Genomic DNA, 24,834 nt, shown 5'->3' on the forward strand with positions numbered 1-24,834 from the left:
ATGAAACAGGGCGGTGGCATAATGCCAGTCAGCTTTTTGGCAAAATAAAAACCAGGACAAATTGTCCCGGTTTTCTTTTCGTTTAATCATTCATCAGCTGGTAAAATGCCTGGTCGACCGCATGGAGCGTCGCTTCGATATCTTCTTCACTATGGGCAATCGTGACAAACCATGCCTCGTATTTGGAAGGAGCAAGGTTGATGCCCTGGTGGAGCATCAACTTGAAGAACCTGGCGAACATTTCGCCGTCCGTATTCTCAGCTTGCTCATAGTTCACGACTTTTTCATTTGTGAAATAAATCGTCAGCGCGCCTTTCAAGCGGTTGATGGTAATAGGGACATTGTGCCGTCCGGCTGCTTCAAGTATTCCTTTTTCAAGCATTTCACCAAGGTGGTCCAGATACTCGTAAACCCCATCCTGCTTCAGGACTTCCAGGCAAGCAATCCCGGAGAGCATCGAAGCAGGGTTTCCAGCCATCGTTCCGGCCTGGTAGGCAGGACCGAGCGGAGCAACCTTTTCCATAATCTCCTGTTTACCGCCGTATGCACCGATTGGCAGCCCGCCGCCAATGATTTTGCCTAGCGCTGTTAAATCAGGGGTAATTCCGAGCAAATCCTGAGCTCCGCCATACATAAATCTGAAAGCGGTAATGACTTCATCAAAAATCAGCAACGCTCCGGCCTCGTGGGTTAGTTCCTTCACGCTTTCGAGGAAGCCAGGCTTCGGTTCGACGATGCCGAAATTGCCGACAATCGGCTCGATCATGACCGCTGCAACCTGATCTCCCCACTTGTCCAGCGCCTCTTTCAAAGGCTCAATCTCATTGAATGGAACGGTGATAACTTCCTGGGCGATGCTTTTCGGAACCCCGGCAGAATCCGGCGTTCCCAATGTAGAAGGGCCGGAGCCGGCGGCGACGAGCACAAGGTCCGAGTGGCCGTGATAGCAGCCGGCAAATTTGATAATTTTGTCCCGGCCGGTGTAGGCGCGTGCCACACGGATTGTCGTCATGACAGCCTCCGTCCCCGAGTTGACAAAGCGGACCTTGTCCATGCCAGGCATTGCTTCCTTGAGCATTTTTGCCAGTGTGATTTCATGAGGGGTCGGTGTCCCGTAGAGAACCCCGCTCTCCGCTGCCTTTTTGATTGCCTTTGTAATGTGCGGGTGCGCATGCCCGGTTATGATTGGGCCGTATGCGGCAAGATAATCGATGTATTGATTTCCGTCGACATCCCAGAAATAAGCGCCGGCCGCACGCTCCATCACGACCGGAGAACCGCCGCCGACCGCCTTATAGGAGCGGGAAGGGCTGTTCACGCCGCCAACGATGTGTTCCAATGCTTCGCTATGTAATTTTTCGGAATTAGAAAAATTCATGGGTAAAACCTCCTTAAGTAGTACCTTCCTATAATAGCACGGTTTTCGGGTGTATGTTGGACGCAGAACGTAATCCTGTCGGCAAAAATTAATCAATTATTTGCGGACTTCTCTCAGTTATCGGCCAAATATAGGGGGTGCTGGCGAAATCGATCACCTTATCGGCGAGTTTTCCGTGTTAACTGGCTAATTGTCGCCTCTTGCTGGCCAATTGCGAAATCGTTGCCCAATCGATAATGGATAATTGCTGGTTATTATTCAATTTCTCTACTTTATTAGCGAAATATCCTCGTTTATTATCCAAATTCGGAGTTTTATTATCTAATTTCGGCGGGTTATTATCCAATTTTGAAGTTGTATTATCCAATTTCCACTCTTTATTATCCAATTGCATCCCCTCCGCTTTTTCACCAATAAAGCGCGAAAGTTGTTTTGCAAAAGAGGATTGGCTAAACTGTTTGGATAGAGTGCAGCTTTTTTGGAGGATTGAAAATGGATTATACAAATGCAATAGAAGTGAGCGGCCTGCGGAAGGACTTCAAGTCGTATTCGAGCCGTTCAGGCCTGTCGGGAGCCTTTAGGGACTTGTTTACGAGGAATTATAAAACGCTTCGGGCTGTTAATGATATAAATTTTACAGTTAAGCAAGGTGAAATGGTTGGGTATATCGGGGAGAACGGCGCCGGGAAATCGACGACGATTAAAATGCTGACCGGCATCCTGACGCCGACTTCCGGCGACATTGTCGTGAACGGGATGAATCCCCATAAACAAAGGGAACGCTTCGTCCAGACGATTGGCGTTGTCTTCGGCCAGCGGTCGCAGCTTTGGTGGGATATTGCGGTCCAGGAATCGTTCCGGCTTTTGAAAAAAGTCTATAAGGTTTCCGATGCTGATTACAATTCGCATATGGACCATGTCATCAAGACGCTTGATATTGGGCCGCTTCTCGACAAACCGGTCCGGAAGCTTTCGCTTGGCCAGCGGATGCGCTGCGAACTTGCGGCAGCTTTGATTCATAATCCGCCGCTGCTGTTTCTGGACGAGCCGACGATTGGGCTGGATGTCCTTGTTAAACTGCGGATCCGTGAATTCCTGAAGGAAATTAACGAAAAATACAATACAACAATCCTCCTCACGACACATGATCTCTCGGATATTGAAGCGCTTTGTGAACGGGTCATCATGCTCGATGAAGGAAACATCATTTATGATGGATCGCTGAACCATTTGAAGGAAAAATGGGGCGAGGGAAAGGAACTTCAATTTGAGCTGATGGAAAAAGCGGAGCTTACTTCGATGCAGCGACTGACGGAAGGGCTGCCGGTCAGATGGGAAATGGATGAGAAGGGACAAATCTTCACGGCACAGACGGAGGATATTGACGAGGTCATTTCCCAGGTAATTTCCAAGGTTGTTGCTGCTTTCAAAATTAAAGACATTAAAATCAATGAAATTTCCACAGAGGAAATTATCCGCAATATTTATGAACGAGGTTCGGCGTGATAGGGGAGGTGCCTTATGGAAAAGTATCTTGAAATGATCCGGATCCGCTTCCTCATGATGCTCGCATATCGGACTAATTACTATACTGGGATATTAATTTACAGTATCAACATTGGCGCCTACTACTTTTTGTGGAACGCCATTTACAGTGGCAAGGACAGCATTCAGGGAATGGATGTCAGTCAGATGACGACATATGTCGCGATTGCCTGGATGGCGCGGGCTTTTTATTTCAACAATCTCGACCGCGAGATGGCGATGGAGATTATGGAAGGGAAAGTGGCGGTGGAATTGATCCGGCCCTACAGCTACCTTGGGATGAAAGTTATGCAGGGGCTCGGGGAAGGAATCTTCCGGCTGCTTTTCTTCTCACTTCCCGGCATGGTGCTCGTTGCACTTGTTTTTCCGATTAAGCTGTTTTGGGACCCGGCGGTATGGGGCTTATTTGCAGTATCGATTTTCTTTAGCTTTCTGATCAACACGCAGATCAATCTGCTGACAGGCATCACAACATTCTTTTTATATAATAATACCGGGCTGATCCGTGCAAAAAGAGTCGTCATTGACTTGTTTTCCGGCCTTCTTTTGCCGATGAGCTTTTTCCCGGGCTGGGCACAGGAAATCATGAAATTCCTTCCGTTCCAGGGAATCAGCTACATCCCGAGCATGATTGTGACAAAGGGGTTCACTACCAGCCAGGCGCTTGAAGCGATTACCCAGCAGGCCGGCTGGGTTCTGATACTCCTCGTGCCCATTTATTTCTTCTGGCAGCTCGCAAAAAAACAGCTTGTCATTCAGGGGGGCTGACCTTGTTTTACGCATCGATGTTTTTCCAATATGCCGGGCAGTACATGAAAACGAGGCTGCAATACAGGGCCGACCTTGTGGTAGAACTGTTTTCCGATTTACTTTCCCAGGCAGTGAATTTTATCTTTATTCTCGTCGTCTTTGGCCATACGTCTTTATTGAATGGCTGGAGCAGGGATGAAATCATCTTTATTTATGGCTTTTTTCTTGTTCCTTATGCCGTGTTTTCAGCGTTCTTCAACATATGGGACTTCAATGAACGATATATCGTCAAAGGCGAGCTTGACCGGATTTTGACCCGGCCGATTCACAGCCTTTTCCAAATCATTCTTGAGAGGCTGGAACTGGAAGGCTTGTTTGGGGCGATTACTGGGATTGCGATCATGGTTTACGCCGGATCAAGTCTCGATATTGGCCTTTCATGGTTCGACCCTCTCGTCTTCCTTTTGTTTGTCGCTGGGGGCGCGCTTATTTATGGCGGCGTATTTATCATGCTCGCCTGCATCAGCTTCTGGGCGGATGCGAAAACCTCGATCATGCCGATGATGTACAATATTGGCAACTATGGCCGCTACCCGGTTGATATTTACAACAAAGTGATCCGCTTCGTACTCACGTGGATTTTGCCATTCGCCTTTGTCGGAGTGTATCCGGCCGCCTGGTTTCTCGGGAAGCAAGAATGGTACGGATATGCATTCCTCACCCCTGTAATGGGCGTCGTCTTTTTCACACTTTCCGTTTTTCTTTGGAACGAGGGCGTGAAAAAGTATCGGGGGGCGGGGAATTAACCATCCATCCATATATATTTTGACATAGAACCTGCTGATTAATAGTCGGCAGGTTTTTTATGTGAAAATTTTGCAAAGGTACGTCCGCAATTGTGAATACTTTATTACAATACCTTGAAACTGTAAGAAAAGTGGGTGTACCACTCTATTTGTTTATAACGGTTAATCAAAAAGTACCGATAAGATTAATATATTCCCAAAAAAAGAGAAGGAGGGGAAACAATGGCGAATCACACTGTCGATGAAGCGATTCTTGAAGCGTATATTCTGGAATTTTCCCAGCTGACAGAGCAGCTTGAATTAATCATCCTTAGCTGTGAGCGGGCGGGGGATTATTCGGCTGAAACTGTTAACGACATTTTTCGTATCATGCATACGATTAAAGGTTCTTCGAGCATGATGGCTTATAATACCATTGCTTGTTTAGCTCATGTCTTAGAGGACCTCTTTTCATTTTTACGCCAAGAAACGTTAAGGATGGAAGATTACTCGAAGATATCCGATTTGATGCTTAGCGGAATCGATTTTATGAAAGTAGAGCTGGAGAAAATCAGAAATGGAGATAGCGCAGATGGCAATGCGGAAGAATTAGTGCAGGAAGCTGAAAAATACCTCGATATTCTCAAGATGAAACGGAGGAAGAAACAGGATCATCTCCTTCCTGATGACATGGTCGATGGGGGGATGGCAGGGAATTCGCTGACCGTTGCTGAAGGCTTGAACCGGTACGAGGCGGTGATCATGCTTGAAGATTGCAGCGGCATGGAAAATGTCCGGGCTTACCAGATAATTCAGCGATTTAAAGAAGATATTCATGGAATCACCTATGAACCAGCAGGCCTGGAAAGTGACTTTTCAACAGCTGCATTGATCAAGGAGCAAGGATTCAGGCTTTTTATTCAGACTGAGAAGTCCTTTGAAGAGGTTGGAAATTTATTCAATTTTGTTACATACGTCCAATCATTTGAATTGAAAGAAATTGAAATCCAGGCAGCCCAAAAACTGGCGGACCAATCTGCCGGACTCAGTGGCGCGCATGGCAACAAACAAGAAAAGGAATCAAGGAAGAACGGCCATTCATCAAGTTTCATTAGTGTAAATGTCACGAAACTTGATGAATTGATGGACATGGTCGGTGAACTTGTCATTGCCGAGGCAATGGTGACCCAGCATCCTGAGATTGTCGGGCTGGAACTTGAGCAGTTTACAAAAGCAGCAAGGCACTTAAGGAAAATAACATCTGAAATCCAAGATAAAGTAATGTCAATCCGGATGCTCCCGCTTTCAGGAACGTTTAAAAAAATGAACCGGATTGTCAGGGATATGGGCAAAAAATTAAATAAAAGCGTGGAGCTTCGGCTGATTGGCGAAGAGACTGAAGTTGATAAAAATATCATTGAGCATATTTCAGATCCGATTATGCATATTGTTCGAAATGCCATTGACCATGGCATCGAAAGCAGGGAGGAGAGGGCAGAAAGCGGCAAGCCGGAAACAGGGATGCTTACTCTTGAAGCCAGGAATGCCGGAAATGAAGTGTGGATCATCATAAGGGATGACGGGCAGGGGCTTCATAAGGAAAAGCTTTTGCAAAAGGCAAGAGAAAGAAGTCTTTTGAACAAAAAAGAGAGTGGCCTAACTGATAGTGAGATTTATAACCTTATTCTCCTGCCGGGGTTTTCGACAAAGGAAGCCGTGACAGAATACAGCGGCCGCGGCGTCGGGCTTGATGTCGTGGCAAAAAATATACATGCCGTCGGCGGCACAGTAGCAATTGAAAGTGAAGCAGGGAAAGGTACGGGCATCATAATTAAAATCCCGCTTACCCTCGCAATTATTGATGGGATGAATGTAAAGGTCGGCGATTCGTTTTTCACCATCTCGACCACCCAGATCAAGGAATCGTTCAGGCCTGAAAGCAGGGAGATCATCCGGGATCCCAATGGAAGTGAAATGATTATGGTCAGGGGGATCTGTTATCCAATCATTCGGCTTCATGAACGTTTGGGAATCCAAACGGAGATCAATCAAATCGAAAATGGCATCTTAATTATGTCTGAGTACCAGGGCGGATTTGTCTGTATTTTTGCTGACCGCCTGATTGGCCAGCAGCAAGTAGTCCTGAAACCCCTCCCTCGCTACATTAAGGAATTCAGCAATGTAAGCGGTATTTCCGGCTGCACCTTACTTGGTGATGGGAATATCAGCTTAATTCTCGATGTGGCGGGGCTGGCCAGAGGAAAAGAAAATGAAAGGGAAAGGGGCGTTTTTCATGAATGAAACTGTCCAGGAAGAGTTCGAGGACAGCCAGGCAGGGAAGTATCTGACCTTCAACCTGGAAAATGAAATCTTCGGGATCGATATTAAATATGTTATGGAAATCATCGGGATTCAGCGGATTACAATCATTCCAGAAGTACCGGATTACATTCGGGGGATCATTAATCTCCGCGGCAAAATTATCCCCGTTATGGATGTCCGCCTCCGTTTTAAGAAAAAGTTGAAAGAATATAATGACAGGACTTGCATTATCGTTGTGGATGTAAATGATTTATCGGTCGGCCTCATTGTTGACCGTGTTTCAGAAGTATTGAGCATCAATCCTGAAGATATTGTCCCGCCTCCGGAAATCAGCCAGGGTGCCAATAAATACGTCAAAGGGATTGGCAAGTCAGGCGGTGGCGTTAAGCTTATATTGAATTGCGATAAATTGCTTCACGAAGACATAAAAGAACAATTGCTTCACATTTGACGAGGGGGTTTTTAAGACGATGAAATGGCTGCAAAATATGAAAATTGGCAAAAAATTATCAATCGCTTTTCTTTCCGTTGCAATCTTTACTGGGGCAATCGGCGCATATCAGATTTTTACGATGAAAAAGATTGAAACTAACTATTCCAACCTGTACGCCAACTATGGTATTGCCGCGGCTGATATTGGCCAATATGCAATGCATTTCCAGGACAGCCGCGCCGTCCTTCGGGATTTAATTATGACGAAGGATCCGGTAAAGAGAGATGGATACAGGGACAGACTAATGGAATTAACCGAAGAAATGAAAGAACACGAAGAGTTTTTTAAGAAGAAGATTAAAGAGCAGAAGCTTAAAAACATTCTCGTTTCGCTCAATATTTCAATAGAGGAATATTTCAGTGTCCGTGAACAAATCATTAGTCTGGCCTATTCAGGAAAAGCAGACGAGGCTTATCAATTGCTCGTTGATAAAGGGATACCGCCTGCCAAAGCAGCGGACCAGAACATTAACCGATTGTTTGATAATAAAATCGAAGGCGGCCGCCAAACATCGGTAGAGTTAGGGAGCGATACGGCAAGAACAATTTGGATAGTGGTTGTTATTGTTCTTGCAGCTGCCTTAATTGCGGTTCTCACGGGAACCTTTATGACCATGGTCATAAGAAGGCCGCTCGTAAAAATGCTCCAAACAGCCGAGGAAATCGCGAACGGCAATCTGGATGTTGAAATTGACATTGATACAAAAGACGAAATCGGCGATTTAGCCGATGCCTTCAGAAAGGTCACTCACAACCTGAATGAGATCATGCATGAAGTCCAGTCAGCGTCAAGCCAGGTTGCAGCTGGATCGAAACAAGTATCCGAGGCCAGTATCTCCTTGTCCCAGGGCGCAACCGAGCAGGCAAGCTCAGTTGAACAGCTGTCGGCCACCATCGAAGAAATTTCCGCACAGACGAAACTGAATGCTGAAAATGCCAATGAAGCGAATGAACTAGCTGAAGTTGCCAGGCAAAATGCCAAAGGTGGAAATGGCCAAATGAATGAGATGCTTAAAGCGATGGAGGATATTAATATTGCTTCTGAAGGAATCTCAAAGATTATAAAAGTCATAGATGAGATCGCTTTCCAGACGAACATCCTGGCGTTGAATGCCGCCGTTGAAGCAGCAAGGGCCGGCCAGCATGGCAAGGGATTCGCGGTAGTCGCCGAGGAAGTGCGCAATTTGGCTGCAAGGTCGGCAAATGCCGCCAAAGAAACAACGGAAATGATTGAAGGATCCATTAAGAAAGTAGAAGGCGGAACGAAGATAGCCAAATCGACTGCAGCCGCATTAGGTAAAATCGTTGAGGATGTCGCCAGGGTTGCATCATTGGTAAATGGCATCTCTGTTGCCTCCAACGAACAGGCTGTTGGCATTTCCCAGATTAACCAGGGGATTATGCAGGTTTCCCAAGTCGTCCAGGCCAATTCAGCCACTTCCGAGGAAAGTGCCGCCGCGAGTGAAGAGTTGTCAAGCCAGGCTGATATCCTCAGGGAAAAAGTCAGCCAGTTCAAGTTACAAAACAATCAAGCCCTGTATTCCGGCATGAATGCTGAAGCGGCCGGCTTTTCGGACCGAACCTTCCAGGGGCGTTATCCAGGAAGTGCGTATGCTGAGGCTGCCGCTGCAAGGCAGAAAAAAATAGAGTTGACAGATAAAGAGTTTGGCAAATATTAAGAATTGCTGGGGGAGAGTCACTGGCTCTCTCCCTCATAGTAAGCAGGTGGAAAAATGATAAGCATGTCTAATAAAGAATTTTTACAGATGTCGGATTATATTCATCAGAACTATGGAATTTATCTGAAGGAAGAAAAAAAAATGATTCTTGAAGGCCGCCTTTGCCAATTGCTCCAGGAGCTTAATTTTTCATCGTACTCCGATTACTTCCAGCACCTTTTAGAAGATAAAACGGAAATGGCAGTGTCGGCACTTGTCGAAAGAGTGACGACAAATCATACTTATTTCATGCGGGAAAAGGAACATTTCTTTTTTTTTCAGAACACAATCCTTCCCAATTTGGCGCAGGCGGAAAGAAGCAGGGATTTAAGGATTTGGAGTGCGGGCTGTTCGACTGGGGAGGAGCCATACACGCTTGCGATGATTCTCGATGAGTTTTTTGGCGTGGAGAAGCAAAGATGGGATACAAAGGTACTTGCCACCGACCTTTCAACAAAGGTTTTAATTTCAGCAAAAAAGGGGGTCTATCGTAAGGAATCCCTGGCAGTAATACCTGCGATTTGGAAACAGCTTTATTTTAATGAAAAAACCCAGGAAAGCTCCGAGATTGTTGACAGAATAAAAAATGAAGTTATTTTCCGCAGGCTGAACTTGATGGAGCCGACCTTTCCTTTCAAGAAGAAATTCCATGTCATTTTTTGCCGGAATGTAATGATCTATTTTGACCAAGAAACAAAAAAAGAATTGGTGGACAAGTTTTATTCTTGTCTTGAAACAGGCGGATATTTATTTATCGGACAGTCTGAAACGATAGACAGGTCGGCAAGCAAATTCAGGTATATAATGCCTGCTGTTTACAGAAAGGAATGAAAGTAAGTTGGTGGGTGGCAAGAAATGTATACACAAAGCAAAATTAAAGTACTTATCGTGGACGATTCTTTGTTTTCCCGGACATTGATTAAACGTGGTATTGAAGCAGACGGGGCTATCGAGGTGGTTGCCGAAGCAGGCGATCCTTTCCAGGCAAGGGATTATATTCTGGAGTTTACGCCTGATGTTATGATTTGTGATATTGAAATGCCTAAAATGGACGGGATAGCATTTATCCGGAAGCTATTGCCACAATACAAAATCCCCGTTTTAGTTGTCAGTTCGGATGCCACTGCATGGGCTGAAGCGAGAAATGCGGGTGCGGCAGCCTTTATTGCCAAGCCTGAAAGCAACGGGCCATCCGCGCTGAATAAGTTTTTAGTTGAATTGACCTGCAGAATAAAAAAAGTTGCAATGACAAACATCCCTATTCCTGGAGAAACCGGGCTTTCAGCTCCTATCTATCAGGCTAAATTCATTGCCTTTGGTGCTTCAACTGGTGGAACTGAGGCCTTGTTCCATATCTTAAAATCCTTGCCGACAACGATACCAGGCATTGTTGCTGTGCAGCATATCCCATCGGGATTTTCGTCTATGTTCGCAAGCCGTCTGAATCAACTAACCCACTTTATCGTTAAGGAAGCGGAGACGGGCGATAAGATTGAACCGGGAAAGGTGCTAATTGCCCCGGGGGACAAACATATGAAAATAATAAAAGAAGGCACCTTTTTCAAAACAGTCTGTTTTCACGGGGAAAAAGTTAATGGCCACCGCCCTTCCGTCGATGTTTTATTTGACTCAGCCGCGAAGGTCGGAGGCAGCGATTCCATTGGGATAATTTTGACAGGCATGGGGTATGACGGGGCAAAAGGATTATTGGCCATGAGAAGAAATGGAGCCAGGACAATCGGGCAAGACGAGTCTTCCTCCATCGTATACGGTATGCCCATGGCCGCAAATAATATCGGCGCTGTTGAAAAACAAATACCTTTGTTCAAAATTCCGGCAGCCATCTTATCAATGGTTACTCAAAAAAAGTAACAGATCTCGATTCGGAAAAAAATAAAGATTGCCTAACCCGCTTACCTGTTTTAGCCAGGCGGGAGGCAATCTTTTTTCTTTGAATGGCATCCATAATTTCCTAAGTAATTAAGAATCCATAAATTCTTATCGGTTACATTCACTGGTTGATTTTATCCATTGTCCCGGTACCACGTAAGATAACAATGTTTACACGGCGGTTTGCCTGCCGATGTTCGGCTGTATCGTTTGGATAAAGCGGGCTGAACTCACCATATCCTGTGAATTGCATCCGGTTTTCTTTAATATTTTTGGATGCAAAATAGTGAAGGACGCTTCCAGCCCGGGCGGAAGATAGTTCCCAGTTCGAACGGAAGGGAGCGTTGCCGATCGGCACATTATCTGTATGGCCTTCAATACTGATTGGATTGGAGACGGTGTTCAAAAGTCCGGTAATTTCGTTAAGAGTCTTAAAGGCGCTTCCCTTTAAAATAGCTTGGCCTGGTTCGAAGAGAATAACATCCTTTAACGATACTTCCACGCCACGCCTCGTATCCGATAAAGTTACGACAGCATTTAATCTATTATCTGCTATGTATTTCTGCAGTTTTTCTTTTAATGCTTCCAGCTCGGGATCGACACTGTTTTCTTTTTCCGGAGGCTTTTCCTCTTTCTGCTCTTCCTTTTCAGTTGGAGGGTTGGGGGTCAAGCCCTTTTGGTCATTCTTAATCGGAGAACCTTTGAACTCTGATTTAAAAGAATTCATAATGGCCTCGTATTTTGAAACGTTAATGCTGCTTGATGCGAATAAAACAATGAACAAAGCCAGCAACAGTGTAAGGATATCCGCATATGGTATCAGCCATGACTCATCTATATGCTCTTCGTGTTCTTCGACTCGTTTACGCCGTCTGCTCATTAGCATTTACTCCATTTTTGCTTTCTAAGTTCAACCGTTCCTTAGGGGTTATATAGACTGCCAGTTTCTTTTCAAGCGCACTTGGTGACAAGCCTTTATAAATTCCCAGAATGCCTTCAATCGTTAAAAGTTTTAATTCTTCCTCTTGTTTTGAGATCCTTTTTAATTTGTTGGCGATCGGATGCCAGAGTACATACCCGGTAAAAATCCCGAGTAGTGTAGCGATAAATGCTGCAGCAATTGAATGCCCGAGCTTGTCAACGTTATTTAAGTTTCCTAGGGAGGCAACAAGGCCGACAACCGCTCCCAGTACTCCAAGTGTGGGAGCGTAGGTACCCATCTGGGTGAAAATCAATGCTCCGGTTTTATGACGTCTTCCAATTTCATCGACTTCTTCGTGAAGTATATCTTCAATAAACTCATAATCATGCCCATCAATTAAAAGCTCTAGCCCGTTTTTGAAAAAGGGGTCCTCAGTATTTGCGGCGGTTTCTTCCAATGCCAGCAATCCTTCCCGCTTTGCAATTTCGGCACAACGGACTATGTTTGAAATTTGCTCAGACTTGGGGGTCAGCTTAGGCTCGAATAGGGCTATCTTCAAAAGGATAGGGAATTTTTTTGCCTCCCGGAAAGGAAAAGCTATCAAGATTGCCGCGACTGTTCCTCCAAAGATAATTAGGAAGGCGGCGGGGTTGTACAACGCGGATAAGGATGCTCCTTTTAAAACCATTCCCAAGCCAATTGCAATAAGTGCTATCAAAACTCCAATAATGCTAGACATCATTTTCTCCTTTAAATTCTTTTCGGTATGATAAGTTTAATTTTAATCCAATCAAAATAAAACGACAAGATTTTTATTTATTTTCTTCCTTTTTATCAAAAACAAACAAAATAAAAGTCATTTAAATGTTAAATTTAATATTAAAATCTGTTGACGTTATGTGGCTTATCCAGTAACTTTAATTCTATTAGAATATCTCAGTTGATTTTTTGATAACTAATCAAAATTTTTACGTTAATAAAGAATGTCAAATACTTATATACCTTTATCAGGTTTTAAAGGAGAAAAAGGTGATCAGTTTATGCAGGATAACGGACTAGTACAACTGAGCCGGATCATATATGAATTCTGTGGCCTTCGGTTTGAAGATCGTCTTTCGATACTGAAAGAAAAGACAGCAAAGCGGGTTAGCGAACTTGGGCTCAGCTATTGGGAATATTGTGTTTACTTGAAAGCAACGCGAGCAGAATGGGAACGGCTAGTCGAAATATTGACGATTAACGAAACATATTTTTATAGAGAAGAAAACCAGTTACATGAATGCTGTTCAGCGGTGTTGCCTAAGCTGAGGGAAGAAAACAGAATCAAGCCGATTAAAATTTGGAGCGCGGCCTGTTCAACTGGTGAGGAGCCATATACACTGGCTATGCTCATCCAGGAATCAGGTTATTTTTTGCCAGGAAAGGTTGAAATTGTTGCAACCGACATTAATAAAAAAGTACTCCAAAAGGCTGAACAAGGATGGTACCATAATGGTTCTTTCGCATTCCGGAGAATACCGGAAGGGTTGTTCAAAAAGTACTTTATAGAAAAGGATAACGGCTATCAGGTTCACCCATCAATTAAAAACATGGTTACATTCCGCCATGCCAATTTGCTTGATAGGCCTGAAATGTCAACTATTGGCCAAGTGGATGTAATATTTTGCAGAAATGTATTGATTTATTTCGATAAAGAAACAACAAGAAAAGTAATTCAGAATTTATCTCAAAACTTAAAGTCTGGAGGATATTTGTTCCTCGGCCATGCGGAATCCATTACAGATATGGATTTGGGCTTTAAAAAAGTAGATTCGGAAAAAACTTTTTACTATCGAAAGGAACCATGCCAGGATGAAGCAATACGGAATATTAGTAGTTGATGATTCAGCTTTTATGCGAAGGGCAATCAGCCAAATTATCGAGCAGGATTCACAGTTTTTTGTGATGGCGATTGCTAGAAATGGCGTGGAAGCCGTTGAAAAGGTTCAGCGGCTCAAACCTGATTTGGTGACGATGGATGTGGAAATGCCAGAAATGAACGGCATTATCGCATTATCAAAAATCATGAAAGCAGCCCCGGTCCCGGTTGTTATGCTCAGTTCAAGAACCGGGGAAGGCGCAAGAGAGACCATACAGGCACTTGAACAGGGGGCTGTCGACTTTTTTCTTAAAGATAGTCTTTTGAAAGATCAGAATGGTGAGTTGAAACAAGAATTCCTTCAAAGGTTAAAAGGAATTTTAGCGGGGAAACTGCCTTCGGTAAATCCAGAACCGGTTCAACATCATGTGAAAGAGCAAAAACTTAGCAAACAGGATAAAGATGTAATTATTATCGGATGCTCAACCGGCGGTCCATCTGCTCTTCAAACAATCCTGCCGCGTTTCCCGAAAGACTTTTCGCTTCCAGTTGTCGTGGCGCAGCATATGCCTCAAGGGTTTACCAAGCATCTAGCCGAAAGATTCAATAGTTTGTGTAATTTAACTGTCAAAGAGGCTGAAGATGGAGAGGGAGTTTCGGCTGGAACTATTTATATAGCACCTTCAGGATTTCAAACGAGGTTTCACCGGAATCCGGATGGTTCGATTGTCTTCAAGGTTGCTGATGAAAAAGGCAGTAAGGCGCTTTATAAGCCGGCCATTGATATTACTCTTTCCTCGGCAGCTCCCATTTTTAATAAACGGCTTTTGTCTGTCATCCTTACGGGGATGGGAGTGGACGGGACGTATGGATGTGGCCTTGTTAAAAAGCACGGAGGAACTGTATTGGTTGAGGCCGAAGAGTCTTGTGTCGTGTATGGAATGCCGAAGTCCGTTTATGAGGCGGGCCATGCGGATAGTCAATATGAACTGTCAAAAATATTCCAGGGAATTTTATCTTTCATATAAACAAACAAAGACGATGAGCCGATATATATCATCGTCTTTGTTATTGTCGAAAAGCTCCTTTTAATAAAATGATCGATGTAAGGAAAGGGGTTATATAAATGGAAAATTTCCTTGCCCGAATAATGTGGTGGAATAATGTTAACAGATGTTGAGTACTTTAGTTTTTCCGAAAAAGTAAAACTAAAGACGGGAATTAATTTATCGTATTACCGAAAAGAACAAATGAAAAAGCAGCTTTCTTCTTTGTACAATAAACATGGTTATGAAAGTTATGAAGAGTATTTTTATTTTTTAATTCGAGATGCTGCGTTTTTTAATGAGTTTGTTGGCCGGATCACGTTTAATATTACAGAATTTTACCGTAACCCGGATGGCTGGGAACATTTGCAAAAAACAATCATTCCCCGACTTATGAAGGAAAATGTAAGTCTCAAGTGCTGGAGCGCTGGATGTTCAACAGGAGAAGAACCGTACACATTGGCAATGGTCCTTAAAGAAATGAAGGCACATCATCATATCATACTGGCGTCGGACCTAAGTGAGAGCTCGCTAATAAAAGCGAGGCAGGGAAGATATCAGGAAAGCACTTTAAAAAATCTCCCTCATAGCTATAAGGAAAGATATTTTAGGTATTTGGGGACTTTTTATGAAATGTCGGATGAAATAAAAGCAAATGCCAGGTTCGTAAAAAGCAATTTGCTTCATGAGCCTTTTGAATTTAATTTTGACTTGATAATGTGCCGGAATGTGATGATATACCTTACAGATGAGGCGAAGAACTATCTTCTGGCAAAATTGGCCGCCTCATTAAGGACGGGAGGAATCCTGTTTATAGGAAGCAGTGAAACAATTGAACAGCCTGAAGCATATGGCTTATTTAAAGTAGATAAATATTTTTATAAGAAAGTTTAAAGAAGATCATGTTGAACAATAAGGGACATTTATGGCTTGCTTTGACAAAAACTTTCAAAACATCCCCTCTTTTAACAAAAAAAACAAAAAATAATCAAAAAAACCCATGACGAATTCCTTCCTGTTAGATATAATTAGGAATAATGATGAAAAATACCCAAGTAAAGGAGGGAAGATTCCTGGAAACCCTTCAAATTGACATCAAAATAAATCAAACAGCAACTAAGAATGAACCTAATAAAGCGAAGGGCCTGGTGAACAGTCAAAACCCTTTTGCAGAAATATTGGCGATGTTTCAGCCAATTGTCCAGAGTAATAGCGGGAACGAGGCAGAAAAGTCTGACGGCCAAAGCGAAGTTGAACTTCAACCGGGGGATTCTTCAGACTGGAAAGAGGATGAGAATCTCCCTTTACTTGCTTTACTTTTGGATTTCAAAAAGATGATCGAACAACCACAAGGGGAGAAAGGCAACTCCGTTCTATCAGAAACTACCTCATTGAATAAATCTAGCGAGATAAATGATAAATCTCCTTTGGCCGACCAACTTCGGAAATTCGTTCAAGAGCTTGTCAGCGTGAAAGATAGTGGTGTTTTTAGCAAGCCTTTAGCTAACCTCAATGAATACATAGAGGAAGCGGTTAAGATAGTACAGGCCTATGCCGAGGATAACAGCCTAAAAGGGCAGGGCAAAATTGAACAAGAAACTATTCACCAGCTGGAAAAGCTCATCAGCGAATTTCAAAATAAACGAGACTCTTCCGAATCCAACCGGCCGATGAATTTGGATAAAAATCAAGTTGTTCTGTCAAAGGCAAGCCCCATTGATCATCCGATTTACAAAGGCATAAAAGAGCCTGCTGAATCTAAAGTTGAGTTTGATGCGAAATTGCTTTCGGCCCCTGGCCTTCCTAAAACTCAAATTGCCGTACCTCTACAAGGAGAGATGGCGGGGAATCCCCCTGTCCAGCGCCTTAATGTGGAGGAATTTATCCGGGAAGCGAGCGGATGGATGGGCCGATTTTCTATTCATGCCAAAGGTCAGGGGAGCGGCGAAGCCAGATTTTTATTAAATCCTGAAAATCTTGGAAAAGTTGAAGTGAAAATAGCCTTTCAGGATGGTAAACTGACTGCCCAATTTGTGACCGATACTTTATCAGCTAAGGAGGCCCTGCAAGCGCAAATTCCTGTCTTAAAACAGGCGTTGCAGCACCAAGGATTAATAGTCGCGAAGCTAGATATCGTCCAACAAAGCCAGTTGCCGAATTATTCCGATACCGCCGGCTCCGCTTTTTCTCAGGGGGGATTCAGTTCATCCCAGGACCAGCAGGCATTCAGGCCATCCGGGCAAGGAACTGGCAGGCAAAATAAATCAAAAACAGAGGAAATCGATGTTGAACAGGTGCCTTTCACATATGGAACCACTCCCCAAACATTGGGTCCGCGGATTGACTTTACTGTTTAAATGAGGAGGCAGCAATTATGGGCGGCTGGGTGAATATTAGTTCGGCAGCAAATTCCAAATCAATCTATAGCCAAACAAAATCTTTCGAAGAAAAAAGCATACTGGGAAAAGATGATTTCTTGAAGATCCTGACAACCCAGTTATCCAATCAAGATCCATCGAACCCGCTTCAAGACCGCGATTTTATCGCCCAAATGGCAACGTTCAGTTCACTAGAGCAGATGACGAATTTAAACTCGTCTTTTGAGAAGTTTTCCGGCCGGCAGATGAACCAATATGCCGCGGCGATCGGGAAAGAAGTCACCTGGTCTGTCGATGGTATTTCAACAGCCAGCGGCATTGTCGATGGCATTTCAAGCCATTATGGCAGTTATTATTATTTGGTTGGAGAGCAAAAAGTGCCAATGGAAATCGTTACTCAAATTAAAAATCCAGAAAGTAAATAAGCAGGTATTCAGTAATAAAATTTTGATTTCATAGCTGTGAAAATAAGGAGGAAAAAATATGTTAAAGTCGCTTTACTCTGGTATATCGGGGATGAAGGGGTTCCAAACAAAGCTTGATGTTATTGGTAACAATATTGCAAACGTAAATACAGTCGGCTTTAAAAAGGGACGGGTCATGTTTCAGGATATTATCAATCAAAATATTTCGGGAGCGACTGCTCCTACCGCGCAGACAGGGGGCATTAACCCAAAGCAGGTGGGACTAGGAACGCGGATCGGTTCAATTGACACCATCCACACTCCTGGAAGTCCGATGACAACAAATATTGGGACGGATCTTGCCATTGACGGGGACGCCTATTTTATCGTGACACCAGAGGTTGGCAGCGGTGCCAATTACCTGACAAGAGCGGGTAACTTTACGAGGGATGCAAGCGGAGACCTTGTTAACTCCAATGGGTATTTTGTAACAGGGGTTTATAAAGATGGAACAGGAGCAACCCAATACCAAAAAATAAATATTACAGAAGACGTGAATGGTGGAAGGTTTACTTCTTACTCCATTGATTCTAATGGCTTTATTAATGTCGTCCGTGAAGATGGAGCGAGTGGAAAACTGGCTTATAACGGAACAGGTTATTACTTGAGCACGGACGGAAATTCCGAAGAGAATATCTCCATCGCTACAGCCACCGTTTCAAACCCGGGCGGCCTCAGCAAAGTAGGAAACACTTTGTACGAAACGACCGGGAACTCAGGCAATAGCGTAATGGGGCGGATTGAGGATATTAATGGCGGGCATATTGCCGCTGGTATACTGGAAATGTCCAATGTCGATTTAACGGAAGAGTTCACTGAGCTGATTGTCGCGCAACGGGGCTTTCAGGCAAATGCAAGGACAATTACGACTTCCGACTCCATCCTTGAGGAAGTTGTCAATTTAAAACGATAACTGGAGTCTTTAAATTAGCTTGCATTCCATTCCCGGCGATCGTTTAAATAACTCATGGAAGAGTTAGGGGGATGCCTTTTGGCAGAGGTTTTATCACAACAGGAAATTGATGCCCTGTTATCAGCTTTGCATAGCGGGGAAATTCAGGCTTCCGATGTTGCCGAAAACAAAGATAAAGTAAAAATATACGACTTTAAGCGCGCGATGCGCTATTCAAAGGATCAATTGCGGAGCATTTTACGCATCCATGAAAACTTTTCAAGAATGCTCACATCCTATTTTTCAGCTCAGCTTAGAACGTACGTTCAAATCGAAACAGACCTTGTGGACCAGGTAAACTATCAGGAATTCATTGCCTCCATCCCGTCAAAAACAATTATTAATATTTTTGATGTCAATCCAATGGATGGAAAAATGGTCATAGAGGTCAATCCCCAGGTAGCAAATGCAATCCTGGAGCGTTTAATGGGCGGTTTCGGTGCCCAATCACAAAGGTCCGAAGCACTTACTGAAATTGAGACAGTACTATTAAAAAAGATTTTCACACGTACTGCTGATATGTATCAGGATGTCTGGAAAAGCATTGAAAACATTCAGGTAAACTTGGAAGGAATTGAGTCAAATCCGCAGTTTATTCAAATTGCGTCCCAGAATGATACCGTCATTATTATCGCTCTTCGGGCAACTATCGGCGATATTACTGGACGAATGACGATATGCCTTCCTCATTTAATTCTGGAACCGGTACTTCCAAAGCTATCTACACATCAGCTTCTTTCGACTATGGCGAAAAAAAGGCCGCCACAAACGGAAAAAATCAAACAAAACCTGAAAAATGTCAACGTCCCTGTAATAGCGGAAATAGGACATGCCACCTTATCTGTGGCAGATTTGATGAATTTGCAAAATGGGGATGTTATAGGAATAGAAACTGGAAAACTGCTTGTGAAAATAGGGGACAATGCCAGGTACCTCGGCAATCCGGGCGTACAAAAAGGGAAATACGCTGTCCAGATTGATCAGGTTGTTTTTGCGGAAGGAGATGAAGAATTAAATGGGTGAGGGTTCATTATCTCAAGATGAGATCAACGCATTATTTAACCAGCTGGATTCTGGCCCTGGTTTATCCATCCATGATTTTTTAAGTTCATTAGAACAGGATGCGCTGGGGGAAATCGGCAATATCTCTTTAGGCAGTTCTACCACTGCCTTGTCAACTTTATTAAACCAACGGGTCGAAATTACGACGCCGATTCTGGCTGTAATCGAAAGAGACAAAATTGAAGAAGTCATCAAGGAAAATCAGGTTGCGGTCCATGTTGATTACACAGAAGGCATCAGAGGCAAAAACTTGTTAATGATTAAGGAAAAAGATGCGAAGATCATTGCAAGTCTCATGATGGGCGGAGATGGAACAGCGCTTGAAGATGAACTATCGGAGCTTCATCTAAGCGCGGTACAGGAAGCGATGAATCAAATGATGGGTTCAGCCGCGACATCAATGTCCACAATGTTTAATCAAAAGGTGGATATTTCTCCACCGGCAATTGATGTATTGGGCCTGCCACCGAAAAAACTTGATGATTTTCAGGATGAGATTATCATTGAAGTGTCCTTTAGGTTAAAGGTTGGCAGTTTGATTGATTCCAATATGATTCAGTTCATTCCTCTGTCTTTCGGCAAGGAAATGATTCATAAGCTGTTAAATACCGGTAGTTCAAAGCCGGAAGCTGCTGCTGCTAATGAAACGGCCATTCAATATGCCCGACAGCCAGAGATTGCAGACACTCCTACTCCTGTTCGTGCTCAACCGTCTCCTTTGCCAACAGCGGCTCCGAGAACGCAGCCGAACACGAATGTACAAAGAGTGGAGTATACAACATTTGCGGAGCCGCAAGCTGCGGAAACTGGTAAAGCGAACATCGACATTCTTTATGATATCCCACTTGCCATCACGGTGGAATTGGGACGTACGCAAATGCCGATCCGAAAAATCCTCGAGCTTGGCCCGGGAGCTGTTATTCAGCTGGACAAACTTGCTGGTGAGCCAGTCGATATTTTGGCGAATAACAAGCTGATTGCCAAAGGGGAAGTCGTGGTAATCGAAGAAAACTTTGGTGTGCGCATAACCGACATCATAAGTCCCATTGACCGGCTTAACAAAATGACTACCTAGAACAAAACATGGGAGGAACAAAAGGTGGCAAAAGTATTAATTGTTGACGATGCGGCATTCATGAGGATGATGCTGAAAGATATATTGACAAAGAACGGCCTTGAGGTAATCGGCGAGGCAGTTAATGGGGCGGATGCCATCGAAAAATACCGCGAACTTAGTCCAGATGTAGTTACAATGGATATTACCATGCCAGAGATGGATGGAATTACTGCGGTAAAACAAATTAAATCCTTCCATCCCCAGGCAAATATCATTATGTGCTCAGCAATGGGCCAACAGCCAATGGTGCTTGAAGCAATCCAGGCGGGCGCGAAGGATTTTGTTGTAAAACCTTTTCAGGCAGACCGCGTCATGGAATCAATTACAAAAGTATTAGGCTAATGAAAAAAGGCTTTTTATAGGTCGAAAAGGACCTGTTTTAAAAAGGGATCCTGATGGAAAGGGTCCCTTTTTTGAGGTTAAAAGTTGAGTGGGTTGGAAAAACATCCACCATTCCGGCAAAACAACCTGTAATGATCATTCAAAAACAAGAATTTTTATAAACTGTACAGCGAGGGTATTTTCGTATGGATATGAACGATTATTTAGAAATGTTTATAGAAGAGTCCAAGGAACACTTGCAAGTTATTAACAAAGAGCTGCTTCGTCTTGAAGCTGAGCCCGAGCACATTGGCATCATCAATGAAATTTTCCGTTCCGCCCACACTCTGAAAGGAATGGCGGCCTCAATGGGATTTGAGGATTTGGCGTCATTAACGCATCAAATGGAAAATGTTCTCGACTTGCTTCGGAATACAAAATTGACAATCACGGCAGATATAATGGATGTCATTTTTAAATGTGTAGATATCATTGAGCGAATGGTAGAGAACATTGAACAAGGTGGAGATGGAAAAGAGGACGTATCGCACATGGTCGGCCTTTTGCAAGGCATCCAAAATCCAGAAAAAGCGGTTCCTACAGCAATTCAAGAGGCTGCAGTGACAGCTGAAATGGAGATAGTTACGGATTTGAAAACTGATTCGGTCCTTCCCGAATACTTATCTTCAGCCTTGGAGTATGCAAAAATGACTGGCCATCAATTATATGAAGTCAAAGTTACCATTGATGAGAAATCAATCATGAAATCGGTTAGGGCTTACATGGTTTTTCAAGCCGTCGAGGAGATGGGCGACATCGTTCAGGCAATTCCTTCCGCCGAGCAGATCGAAGAAGGAGATTTTGAGGATTCATTCACATTATTTGTCCTCACCGAGCAGGATCCTTCTCATTTGAAGACCCATTTGTTGAATATTTCAGAAGTAAGAAATGTGACTGTCATGGAGCGGCTTGTCCAGGAATTAGAAGAGACTTCATCTGTTCAGCAAAAGGTAAAAGAGGACCAGAAAAAGGCAGGGAGACCTGAGGCAGCCAAAGAGTCTGAAAAGAAAAAACACCGCTCCAAATCAATTAGAGTGGATATTGATAAACTTGACCACTTAATGAATCTGTTCAGTGAATTGATCATAGACCGGGGACGGCTTGAACAGATTGCACGAAAAACAGAGCATTCTGAATTGACGGAAACAGTAGAGCATATGACGAGAATCTCCACCGATTTACAGGGATTGATTTTGAATATGCGAATGGTTCCAGTTGAGCAAGTTTTCAACAGATTTCCAAGAATGGTCAGGGATTTGGCGAAAGAACTAAATAAAAAAGTCCAATTAGTGATTGAAGGCGCGGAGACGGAATTAGACAGGACTGTTATTGACGAAATCAGCGATCCTCTTGTCCATTTATTGAGGAACGCACTTGACCACGGCCTAGAATCAACGGAGGAAAGGCGGTTAAGCAATAAACCGGAAGAAGGAAAAATCGTCTTAAAAGCCTATCATGGCGGTAACCATGTGTTTATTGAAGTGGCGGATGACGGAAAAGGAATCAATCGCGACAAGGTTCTCGAAAAGGCTATTGAGCGCGGGGTAGTGACTGAAGAGGCAGCTGCAACTTTAACTGACCAGCAAATCTTCTCCTTGATTTTCGCCTCAGGATTCAGTACCGCTGATAAGATATCCGATATTTCGGGCCGCGGCGTTGGGCTTGATGTTGTCAAAACGAAAATAGAGTCACTTGGCGGCACGATTACGATCGATTCCATACCAGGACAGGGATCAACCTTCCGCATTCAGCTTCCTTTAACGCTATCAATCATATTCTCGATGCTAGTAAAGGTTGAAGAGGAAACGTACGCGATACCGTTTAGTTCGATTGTCGAAATAACCACCGTGGGAAAAGACCAGGTTTCAGCTCTTTATGAACAGAAGGTCATTCAATTCCGCGGGAATATCGTACCGCTCGTGTATTTAAAAGATGCGTTCCAAATACCGTCTGCCACCACAGTAGTAGAGCAGAATCAACTTTATATTGTCATTGTCCGAAAAGGGGATAAAACCGTCGGCCTTGTCGTTGACTCGGTGCTTGGACAACAGGAAGTCGTCCTAAAATCACTAGGAAGCTTCTTGAATAATCTTTACGCCATTTCGGGAGCTACTATTCTCGGAACTGGAGAAGTTGCTTTAATCATTGATTCTAATCAGTTTGTTTAACAGAAAGGATGCACCTTCCTTATGAGTATAGTAAAAATTGTCGCATTTAAACTCGGAGAAGAGGAGTACGGCCTCGAGATTGAACAGGTCCAGGGCATCGAACGGCTTCTACCGATAACAAGAGTCCCTAATGCCCCAGCCTATGTGAAAGGTGTCATTAACCTGCGGGGAAATGTGACTCCGGTCATTGACCTGCGAAGTAAATTGGGTCTTGGCCAGGCGAAATATACGGACTATTCACGGATTATCATTGCAAAATACGAAGAAGTTGAAATGGGTCTGATTGTGGACGAGACAAGTGACGTAATGGATATTCAGCCAGATGCGATCGAGGCGCCATCAACCCTTCAATTTAATAGGGATTTCTTCGGCGGAGTCGCGAAAATCGATGGCCGCCTGATTACCCTCCTAAAACTGCCTGAGTTCATGAAAGATACATTGGGCGACACAATCAAATCTTAATCAGCAAGAGGTGAAGAAAAAATGACAACAGACATTAAGGATTTTAAAGCCCTTATTTTCAGGGTGGGCCGGGAGGAATACGGCGTACAAATCCACCAGGTTGTCTCAATTGAGAGAATGGAACCTGTCACTGCCTATCCTAACCGCCCGCCTCATGTCCTGGGGATCGCGACTATAAGGGATGTCGTAACGCCTATCGTTGATTTAAGCGCCGCGTTGACTGGAAAACTCCAGGAGCACTCTGATTCTACTAGAATCATTATTGTTCAGGCCGGGGGCAAAGAAATAGGAATCGTGGTAGATGCGGCTACCGCTGTGCAGGATATCCCTTCTGAATCCATTCAGCAGCCTAATTTAATGGAACTAAAACATGTAGAATATCTGCTTGGGATATCAAAATTGGATGGCCGCTTAATTATCCTACTGGATATAGAAAAGCTGCTTGAGGACACGACCAGACTGGATGAACTAAAAAAATTGCAACCCACTTTATAAAACCTTTACTGCTAGCATTCATTTGACAGAGGAGAATAACATATGAAAAAGACACGATTCCTGGATAGATTTACGATGAAAACAAAACTTTGGGCAAGTTTTATGACAATACTGTTGCTTCTATTGCTCGTGAGTATAATGTCTTATATGAATATTAATGCTTTATCGGAATCGGTCAACAAAATTGTCAATGAGGAATCACAAAAGGTTAAAACGGTGGATGAACTGACGAATAATATGTCTCAGTTAGGCCTGAAGATTGCCAAACATGGTACAGAATCAGAGACTGTATATGAAAAGCAGATTGAAGAGGAAATCAGCAAAACCATCAAGGGAATTGAAAGGGAAATAGAAACACTCCGCACTCTTTTCGGAAACAGTAATAATAGTTTGCTCCTAAATCAATTTGAAGAGAAATTCATCGAATATAAAAACTTAATTCCGTCGGTAATAGAAAAGTCTAAAGCGGACGATCCAGGTTTCGCTTATGAATTCAATGAGATGGGGAAAATTGCGGGAGCAGCGAATGCAAGCCTCGTTGAAATGAAAGGGAATACAGAAAGTACATTGGCCGATATGACCGAGAAGGCTGAAAAACAAGACAAAGATGGCAAACGGCTTATTATTGCAGTCGCCCTGGTCTCCACAC

The 24,834-nt window shown here is 43.6% G+C and carries 24 protein-coding genes and 1 pseudogene; 21 read left to right on the plus strand and 4 right to left on the minus strand.

All coding sequences use genetic code 11. The annotated features are described in order from the left end of the window. Positions 1 to 82: 82 nt before the first annotated feature. Together BN1002_RS03330 and BN1002_RS03335 are read right to left on the minus strand one after the other, a co-directional pair. Positions 83 to 1,378 carry a glutamate-1-semialdehyde 2,1-aminomutase gene (locus tag BN1002_RS03330; protein ID WP_048823621.1) on the minus strand — a complete coding sequence of 432 codons (1,296 nt, stop codon included), beginning with the start codon at positions 1,376 to 1,378 and terminating at the stop codon, positions 83 to 85. A gap of 178 nt (positions 1,379 to 1,556) precedes the next feature. Beyond that, entirely contained in the window at positions 1,557 to 1,766 is a 210-nt protein-coding gene (locus BN1002_RS03335) for a hypothetical protein (RefSeq protein ID WP_048823622.1), read from the minus strand. A gap of 104 nt (positions 1,767 to 1,870) precedes the next feature. Here BN1002_RS03335 and BN1002_RS03340 point away from each other — a divergent pair, with 104 nt between their 5' ends. The 8 genes from BN1002_RS03340 to cheB all read left to right on the plus strand — a co-directional run bounded on the left by BN1002_RS03340 (position 1,871) and on the right by cheB (position 10,862). Beyond that, positions 1,871 to 2,884 carry an ABC transporter ATP-binding protein gene (locus BN1002_RS03340; protein WP_048823623.1) on the plus strand — a complete coding sequence of 338 codons (1,014 nt, stop codon included), beginning with the start codon at positions 1,871 to 1,873 and terminating at the stop codon, positions 2,882 to 2,884. A gap of 15 nt (positions 2,885 to 2,899) precedes the next feature. Continuing rightward, positions 2,900 to 3,691, plus strand: a complete 792-nt coding sequence (locus BN1002_RS03345; RefSeq protein WP_048823624.1) for an ABC transporter permease — start codon at positions 2,900 to 2,902, stop codon at positions 3,689 to 3,691. 2 nt (positions 3,692 to 3,693) lie between these two features. Beyond that, positions 3,694 to 4,479 carry an ABC transporter permease gene (locus BN1002_RS03350; RefSeq protein ID WP_048823625.1) on the plus strand — a complete coding sequence of 262 codons (786 nt, stop codon included), beginning with the start codon at positions 3,694 to 3,696 and terminating at the stop codon, positions 4,477 to 4,479. 222 nt (positions 4,480 to 4,701) lie between these two features. Then, positions 4,702 to 6,759, plus strand: coding sequence for a chemotaxis protein CheA (locus tag BN1002_RS03355; protein ID WP_048823626.1), 2,058 nt, complete (start codon positions 4,702 to 4,704; stop codon positions 6,757 to 6,759). After that, complete coding sequence (locus BN1002_RS03360; RefSeq protein WP_048823627.1) at positions 6,752 to 7,231, plus strand: chemotaxis protein CheW; 480 nt, start codon at positions 6,752 to 6,754, stop codon at positions 7,229 to 7,231. The genes BN1002_RS03355 and BN1002_RS03360 overlap by 8 nt, the downstream gene beginning before the upstream one ends. A gap of 37 nt (positions 7,232 to 7,268) precedes the next feature. Further along, entirely contained in the window at positions 7,269 to 8,951 is a 1,683-nt protein-coding gene (locus tag BN1002_RS03365) for a methyl-accepting chemotaxis protein (RefSeq protein ID WP_442853406.1), read from the plus strand. A gap of 54 nt (positions 8,952 to 9,005) precedes the next feature. Next, complete coding sequence (locus BN1002_RS03370; protein WP_048823629.1) at positions 9,006 to 9,821, plus strand: CheR family methyltransferase; 816 nt, start codon at positions 9,006 to 9,008, stop codon at positions 9,819 to 9,821. A 24-nt stretch (positions 9,822 to 9,845) separates the two neighbouring features. Further along, the gene (gene cheB / locus BN1002_RS03375) at positions 9,846 to 10,862 is read left to right on the plus strand and encodes a chemotaxis-specific protein-glutamate methyltransferase CheB (protein ID WP_048823630.1); all 1,017 of its coding nucleotides are present in this window, start codon (positions 9,846 to 9,848) and stop codon (positions 10,860 to 10,862) included. A gap of 139 nt (positions 10,863 to 11,001) precedes the next feature. On the opposite strand, the gene BN1002_RS03380 is transcribed toward cheB, so the two are convergent. Together BN1002_RS03380 and motA are read right to left on the minus strand one after the other, a co-directional pair. After that, positions 11,002 to 11,760: a flagellar motor protein MotB gene (locus BN1002_RS03380; RefSeq protein WP_048823631.1), complete on the minus strand. Its 759-nt coding sequence runs from the start codon at positions 11,758 to 11,760 to the stop codon at positions 11,002 to 11,004. Then, positions 11,744 to 12,541 carry a flagellar motor stator protein MotA gene (gene motA / locus BN1002_RS03385; protein WP_048823632.1) on the minus strand — a complete coding sequence of 266 codons (798 nt, stop codon included), beginning with the start codon at positions 12,539 to 12,541 and terminating at the stop codon, positions 11,744 to 11,746. Before motA ends, BN1002_RS03380 begins: the two co-directional genes overlap by 17 nt. 301 nt (positions 12,542 to 12,842) lie before the next feature. Between motA and BN1002_RS03390 the strand changes: the two genes are divergently transcribed. The 13 genes and pseudogenes from BN1002_RS03390 to BN1002_RS24440 form a co-directional block, all read left to right on the plus strand. Further along, positions 12,843 to 13,682 (plus strand): CheR family methyltransferase, encoded by an 840-nt coding sequence (locus BN1002_RS03390; protein ID WP_048823633.1) that lies wholly within the window; start codon positions 12,843 to 12,845, stop codon positions 13,680 to 13,682. Then, a complete protein-coding gene (locus BN1002_RS03395; RefSeq protein WP_048823634.1) occupies positions 13,654 to 14,688 on the plus strand; it encodes a protein-glutamate methylesterase/protein-glutamine glutaminase in 1,035 nt (344 codons plus the stop codon). Before BN1002_RS03390 ends, BN1002_RS03395 begins: the two co-directional genes overlap by 29 nt. A gap of 135 nt (positions 14,689 to 14,823) precedes the next feature. After that, entirely contained in the window at positions 14,824 to 15,600 is a 777-nt protein-coding gene (locus BN1002_RS03400) for a CheR family methyltransferase (protein WP_048823635.1), read from the plus strand. Between the two features lie 143 nt (positions 15,601 to 15,743). Next, positions 15,744 to 17,063, plus strand: a complete 1,320-nt coding sequence (locus tag BN1002_RS03405; protein WP_082036103.1) for a flagellar hook-length control protein FliK — start codon at positions 15,744 to 15,746, stop codon at positions 17,061 to 17,063. Between the two features lie 17 nt (positions 17,064 to 17,080). Next, positions 17,081 to 17,509 carry a flagellar hook assembly protein FlgD gene (gene flgD / locus BN1002_RS22975; RefSeq protein WP_052445603.1) on the plus strand — a complete coding sequence of 143 codons (429 nt, stop codon included), beginning with the start codon at positions 17,081 to 17,083 and terminating at the stop codon, positions 17,507 to 17,509. Positions 17,510 to 17,567: 58 nt separating this feature from the next. Beyond that, a complete protein-coding gene (locus BN1002_RS03415; protein ID WP_048823637.1) occupies positions 17,568 to 18,461 on the plus strand; it encodes a flagellar hook-basal body complex protein in 894 nt (297 codons plus the stop codon). A 78-nt stretch (positions 18,462 to 18,539) separates the two neighbouring features. Next, complete coding sequence (gene fliM / locus BN1002_RS03420; RefSeq protein ID WP_048823638.1) at positions 18,540 to 19,523, plus strand: flagellar motor switch protein FliM; 984 nt, start codon at positions 18,540 to 18,542, stop codon at positions 19,521 to 19,523. Then, positions 19,516 to 20,637, plus strand: coding sequence for a flagellar motor switch phosphatase FliY (gene fliY / locus BN1002_RS03425; protein ID WP_048823639.1), 1,122 nt, complete (start codon positions 19,516 to 19,518; stop codon positions 20,635 to 20,637). Before fliM ends, fliY begins: the two co-directional genes overlap by 8 nt. Before the next feature lie 24 nt (positions 20,638 to 20,661). Continuing rightward, a complete protein-coding gene (locus tag BN1002_RS03430) occupies positions 20,662 to 21,021 on the plus strand; it encodes a response regulator (RefSeq protein ID WP_082036105.1) in 360 nt (119 codons plus the stop codon). 185 nt (positions 21,022 to 21,206) lie between these two features. Then, positions 21,207 to 23,228 (plus strand): chemotaxis protein CheA, encoded by a 2,022-nt coding sequence (locus tag BN1002_RS03435; RefSeq protein ID WP_048823640.1) that lies wholly within the window; start codon positions 21,207 to 21,209, stop codon positions 23,226 to 23,228. A gap of 21 nt (positions 23,229 to 23,249) precedes the next feature. Further along, the gene (locus BN1002_RS03440) at positions 23,250 to 23,690 is read left to right on the plus strand and encodes a chemotaxis protein CheW (protein ID WP_048823641.1); all 441 of its coding nucleotides are present in this window, start codon (positions 23,250 to 23,252) and stop codon (positions 23,688 to 23,690) included. Positions 23,691 to 23,711: 21 nt separating this feature from the next. After that, complete coding sequence (locus tag BN1002_RS03445; protein ID WP_048823642.1) at positions 23,712 to 24,185, plus strand: chemotaxis protein CheW; 474 nt, start codon at positions 23,712 to 23,714, stop codon at positions 24,183 to 24,185. A gap of 75 nt (positions 24,186 to 24,260) precedes the next feature. Beyond that, positions 24,261 to 24,665, plus strand: a pseudogene (locus tag BN1002_RS24440) (MCP four helix bundle domain-containing protein); the annotation flags it as partial. Positions 24,666 to 24,834: the final 169 nt, after the last annotated feature.

Origin of the sequence: Bacillus sp. B-jedd, assembly GCF_000821085.1 — a bacterium.
GTDB lineage: Bacteria > Bacillota > Bacilli > Bacillales > Cytobacillaceae > Bacillus_D.

Coding starts and splice junctions, on each gene's coding strand:
- BN1002_RS03330 (WP_048823621.1), bottom strand. CDS start 1,378: ATGAATTTTTCTAATTCCGAAAAATTACATAGCGAAGCATTGGAACAC.
- BN1002_RS03340 (WP_048823623.1), top strand. CDS start 1,871: ATGGATTATACAAATGCAATAGAAGTGAGCGGCCTGCGGAAGGACTTC.
- BN1002_RS03345 (WP_048823624.1), top strand. CDS start 2,900: ATGGAAAAGTATCTTGAAATGATCCGGATCCGCTTCCTCATGATGCTC.
- BN1002_RS03355 (WP_048823626.1), top strand. CDS start 4,702: ATGGCGAATCACACTGTCGATGAAGCGATTCTTGAAGCGTATATTCTG.
- BN1002_RS03360 (WP_048823627.1), top strand. CDS start 6,752: ATGAATGAAACTGTCCAGGAAGAGTTCGAGGACAGCCAGGCAGGGAAG.
- BN1002_RS03365 (WP_442853406.1), top strand. CDS start 7,269: ATGAAAATTGGCAAAAAATTATCAATCGCTTTTCTTTCCGTTGCAATC.
- BN1002_RS03370 (WP_048823629.1), top strand. CDS start 9,006: ATGATAAGCATGTCTAATAAAGAATTTTTACAGATGTCGGATTATATT.
- cheB (WP_048823630.1), top strand. CDS start 9,846: ATGTATACACAAAGCAAAATTAAAGTACTTATCGTGGACGATTCTTTG.
- BN1002_RS03380 (WP_048823631.1), bottom strand. CDS start 11,760: ATGAGCAGACGGCGTAAACGAGTCGAAGAACACGAAGAGCATATAGAT.
- motA (WP_048823632.1), bottom strand. CDS start 12,541: ATGTCTAGCATTATTGGAGTTTTGATAGCACTTATTGCAATTGGCTTG.
- BN1002_RS03390 (WP_048823633.1), top strand. CDS start 12,843: ATGCAGGATAACGGACTAGTACAACTGAGCCGGATCATATATGAATTC.
- BN1002_RS03395 (WP_048823634.1), top strand. CDS start 13,654: ATGAAGCAATACGGAATATTAGTAGTTGATGATTCAGCTTTTATGCGA.
- BN1002_RS03400 (WP_048823635.1), top strand. CDS start 14,824: ATGTTAACAGATGTTGAGTACTTTAGTTTTTCCGAAAAAGTAAAACTA.
- BN1002_RS03405 (WP_082036103.1), top strand. CDS start 15,744: ATGATGAAAAATACCCAAGTAAAGGAGGGAAGATTCCTGGAAACCCTT.
- flgD (WP_052445603.1), top strand. CDS start 17,081: ATGGGCGGCTGGGTGAATATTAGTTCGGCAGCAAATTCCAAATCAATC.
- BN1002_RS03415 (WP_048823637.1), top strand. CDS start 17,568: ATGTTAAAGTCGCTTTACTCTGGTATATCGGGGATGAAGGGGTTCCAA.
- fliY (WP_048823639.1), top strand. CDS start 19,516: ATGGGTGAGGGTTCATTATCTCAAGATGAGATCAACGCATTATTTAAC.
- BN1002_RS03435 (WP_048823640.1), top strand. CDS start 21,207: ATGGATATGAACGATTATTTAGAAATGTTTATAGAAGAGTCCAAGGAA.
- BN1002_RS03440 (WP_048823641.1), top strand. CDS start 23,250: ATGAGTATAGTAAAAATTGTCGCATTTAAACTCGGAGAAGAGGAGTAC.
- BN1002_RS03445 (WP_048823642.1), top strand. CDS start 23,712: ATGACAACAGACATTAAGGATTTTAAAGCCCTTATTTTCAGGGTGGGC.